Annotated in this window: 3 protein-coding genes; all 3 read left to right on the plus strand. The window is 44.1% G+C overall.

From position 1 onward, the window contains the following. A partial coding sequence (locus Q8907_14745) for a hypothetical protein (protein ID MDP4275530.1) occupies window positions 1–1,435 on the plus strand: 1,435 nt, incomplete at its 5' end. Between the two features lie 15 nt (window positions 1,436–1,450). After that, entirely contained in the window at window positions 1,451–2,503 is a 1,053-nt protein-coding gene (locus Q8907_14750; protein ID MDP4275531.1) for an alpha-L-fucosidase, read from the plus strand. A 129-nt stretch (window positions 2,504–2,632) separates the two neighbouring features. Then, a partial coding sequence (locus Q8907_14755; GenBank protein MDP4275532.1) for a family 43 glycosylhydrolase occupies window positions 2,633–3,333 on the plus strand: 701 nt, incomplete at its 3' end.

Below are 3,333 nucleotides of genomic sequence, written 5' to 3' on the forward strand. Positions count from 1 at the left end.
AGCTCAAAAAACTGCATTCTCCAAAACTTGTAAATGGTGGAGCGATTTCTGGAACAGAAGTTATATTGTCATTAATTCGGACAAACAAGACGCAAAATCTCCTGAATGGCAGGTGGGGCGAAACTACCAGCTTTTCCGCTACCAACTGGGCTGCAACGCCTATGGAAAATATCCCACCAAATTCAATGGCGGATTGTTTACGTTCGACCCATCTTTTGTTGACAAAAACTTCCCTTTTACACCCGACCACCGCAATTGGGGTGGCGGCACGCATACAGCACAAAACCAGCGGCTAGTCTATTACCCAATGTTTAAAAGTGGCGATTTCGACATCTTGCCTTCGCAACTCAATTTCTATTTACAGGCTTTGGGGAATGCTGAAAAGAGAACCGAATTTTACTGGGGCCACAAAGGCGCATCGTTTACCGAGCAACTGGAACAATTTGGGTTGCCGCTGGCAACTTCATACGGATGGAACCGGCCTGAAAACTTCCCGAAAGGAGTGGAATACAATTACTGGCTCGAATATTTGTGGGACACACAAATGGAATTTTGTCTGATGATGCTCGATTTGGAGCGCTATACCGGTCAGGACATTTCGAAATACATCCCGTTTATTGAAAGCTGTCTGACCTTTTTTGATGAGCATTACCAAAAGGAAGCGCTTTTGCGGAGCAAACAGGCTTTGGATGGAGACGGAAAATTGATTCTTTATCCATCAACAGGAGCTGAAACTTACAAGATGGCCTATAACTCAACTTCGTGTATTGCCGGCTTGCAAACGGTTTTGACCCGATTGCTCGAACTTCCGGAGAAATACCTTTCAGCAGAAAAACGTGCACATTGGGAAGGTATGCTGAAACGCATTCCGGCAATTGCTTTTCGTGAAAAAGAAGGGCACAAAACCATTTCGCCGGCATGGACCTGGGCACGCATCAACAACCAGGAGATTCCGCAGTTGTACCCGGTTTTTCCTTACGGAATGTATGGCATTGGCAGACCGGATTTGGAAGTGGCTATTAATACCTGGAAATATGGAACCGACGTTCCCATTCAGAAAAACCACATCAGCTGGCACCAGGATGCCATTTTCTGCGCCCGGATTGGATTAACAGACGAAGCGGCAGCCATTACAATTAAAAAACTTCAGGATTCGGAACGGCGATATCCCACTTTCTGGGGACCGGGGCACGATTGGGTTCCCGATCACAATTGGGGCGGTTCCGGAATGATCGGACTTCAGGAAATGCTGATGCAAACCGTTGACAAAAAAATATACCTCTTTCCGGCATGGCCTAAAAACTGGGATGTTTCGTTTAAACTGCATGCACCATATAACACAACCGTTGAAGGAATCCTTAAAAACGGACAAATTGTTTCACTGAAAGTGACGCCCGAATCCCGAAAAGCAGATATTGAAATATTGATCAAATAATAAAAGCCATCACCAATGGGAACGAAATCTTTCTTAATTGTCCTGGCATCTTTGCTGATCTTTTTTGTCTCTTGCAACAAAAAAGATATTAAAAGTCACATGCCTGCTACTGAAAAAAACGATGCGCTTGCCGAATGGAAGAAACTCCGTTTTGGTGCTTTCGTCCATTTCAACGACAACACCTGTTTAGTCAAAGAATTTTCAAAAAATACAGATCCTTCGGTTTTTAACCCGGTTAACCTGAATTTTGATACCCTGATGACCACTTTTCAGAAAGCCGGAGTGAAATACGCTGTACTGACTACCCGTCACACCTCCGGATTCTGTTTGTGGGACAGCAAAGTGACACGGTTTGATGTGGCCAGCAGTCCGTTCAAAAAGGATGTGGTCAGGTTGTTTGTGGATGCTTGCCGGAAATACAATATCAAACCTTGTCTATACTACTGTTTGTGGGGAAACTATTGGCTTCCCTGGGAATGGAATCCCACCATTAAGGAAGAGCTGAAAGGGACTACTCCGAAAAAAATTATCCTTGCACAACTCTCCGAATTGGCTGAGAATTATGGGGATATTTATGAATTTTGGCTCGACATGCAGTGCTGGGCCGATACAACACTAAAACCTCAGGAAACTTATGATTTGCTCAAAAGCAAGAACCCCAAAGCTTTCGTTCATTTCAACCAGCATGTTCAGGATGGAAGCCAGGTCCGCTATTTTCCGACTGATATCATCAATGGAGAAGAGCGCACTCCACCAGTTGCCGGGCACAATCCGAACCGGGAAATTAATGGCCAAAATTATTACCTGCCCTTCGAATATGAGATTACCTCACAACGCTGTGATTCACTCACTTTGGGTAACGGTTTGATGAAAGGTTCAGTGTGGTTTACTTTTCCGGTGAGTCAGTTCTATCCGGTTGACAGCCTGTATCGCTACATTAAACAGAGTTTCGATCGGGGTGGAAGCAATATTCTGCTTTCGACAGCACCCGATAAAACAGGAACGTATCGTCAGGCTGACCAAGACAGCATTATTAAGTTGGGTAAATTGATTTGGGGGAAAGAATAGCCTGATTTTTCGGAAACGTTTTCGGTAATTTAAAACGTTTCCGAAAACGTTTTCGATAATTGAGTACTACTGTATTTTCATCCTGAAATCTCATTTGTATACTTTTAAGCAAACTAACTATTTGCTAACATGAACAGAAAGAGATTTTTATTGGTTATCCTCCTTATTTCCTTTCTTGCCATCTCCACTCAGGCCGGTCGTGTAAGCTGCGGCGAAACGCGTATTTCACTGAACGGTTTCTGGCAATTCAAAACCGATCCACTTCAACTCGGACAGCAGCAACAATGGTATTCCTTCGGATTCAACGATAACGATTGGGCTCAATGCCCTGCACCAAAAGCCTACACTAATCCGGTTATTCCTGGTTTTTTCCCTGATCCGTCGGTGGTGAGGGTTGGCGAGGATTATTACTGCGTTAATTCCACTTTTGAATATTTCCCGGCCATTGTTATTTCGCATTCCAAAGATTTGGTGAACTGGCAGCAGATTGGTCATGTGTTTTCGAAAAGTGAAGATTTAGACCTGAGTTATTTCTTCGATGGAATGGGCATCTGGGCTCCCGATATTTCGTATTATAATGGCGAGTTTTATATTTTTTACTGCTTGGTTCAGTTGAGCAAAGACCGCAGTACCAATGTGCGGGGTAATTACATGATGAAATCGAAAAGCATTCTCGGCCCGTGGAGCAAGCCCGTACAAATCACCAATTTTGGGAGCGACCCTTCGCATTTTGTTGACGACGATGGCGAACATTACATGTTGTTTGCTGCCGGAATACCAACCGGGAACGGAACAAAAATTGTGAAGATGAACCGCGAATGCACCAAAAT

The organism is Bacteroidota bacterium (assembly GCA_030706565.1).
Lineage (GTDB): Bacteria > Bacteroidota > Bacteroidia > Bacteroidales > JAUZOH01 > JAUZOH01.

What these genes read in the sequence shown, in the direction of transcription:
- Q8907_14750 (MDP4275531.1), top strand. Translation starts at nt 1,451, where the DNA reads ATGGGAACGAAATCTTTCTTAATTGTCCTGGCATCTTTGCTGATCTTT.